We start from the raw sequence: 923 nt of genomic DNA on the forward strand, positions 1-923 counted from the left end.
CTGATCGGCAAGGATCCGTTCCTGATCGAGGACCACTGGCAGGTCATGTATCGCGCCGGCTTCTATCGCGGCGGCGCAGTCCACATGTCGGCGCTCGCCGGAATCGACCAGGCGCTGTGGGACATCAAGGGCAAGGCGCTCGGCCAGCCCATCCATTCGCTGCTCGGCGGCCAGGTGCGCGACAAGATCAAGGTCTATAGCTGGATCGGCGGCGACCGCCCCTCCGACGTCGCCAACAATGCCCGCGATGTGGTGGCGCGCGGTTTCAAGGCCATCAAGCTCAATGGCTGCGAGGAAATGCAGATCGTCGACACCTGGGAGAAGGTGGAGAAGGCGGTCGAGACCATCGCCATCATTCGCGAGGCTGTCGGCCCGCATATCGGCATCGGCGTCGATTTCCACGGCCGCGTCCACAAGCCGATGGCCAAGGTGCTGGCCCGGGAGCTGCAGCCCTATAATCTGCTGTTCATCGAGGAGCCGGTGCTGTCGGAAAACCGCGAGGCGCTGAAGGAGATCGCCAATCACTGCTCGACGCCGATCGCGCTCGGCGAGCGGCTCTATTCGCGCTGGGATTTCAAGGGCGTGCTGGCCGACGGCTATGTCGACATTCTCCAGCCCGATCTTTCCCATGCCGGCGGCATCACCGAATGCCGCAAGATCGCGGCGATGGCCGAGGCCTATGACGTGGCGCTGGCGCCGCATTGCCCGCTCGGCCCGATCGCGCTGGCCGCCTGCCTGCAGGTGGACGCCGTCTCCTATAACGCCTTCATCCAGGAACAGAGCCTCGGCATCCACTACAACACCGGCAACGACATCCTCGACTACATCTCCAACAAGGAGGTGTTCCACTACGAGGACGGCTTCGTGTCGATCCCGCAGGGCCCCGGGCTCGGCGTTGAGGTGGACGAAGCCTATGTGATCGA

The 923-nt window shown here is 63.9% G+C and carries 1 protein-coding gene; it reads left to right on the plus strand.

Going from position 1 to position 923, the window contains the following annotated elements:
• The coding region (gene dgoD / locus E8Q41_RS22525) for a galactonate dehydratase (RefSeq protein ID WP_137157824.1) at positions 1–923 on the plus strand (923 nt) is incomplete at both ends.

The sequence above is a fragment of the Rhizobium sp. FKL33 genome (genome assembly GCF_005222915.1).
Taxonomy (GTDB): domain Bacteria; phylum Pseudomonadota; class Alphaproteobacteria; order Rhizobiales; family Rhizobiaceae; genus Rhizobium_E.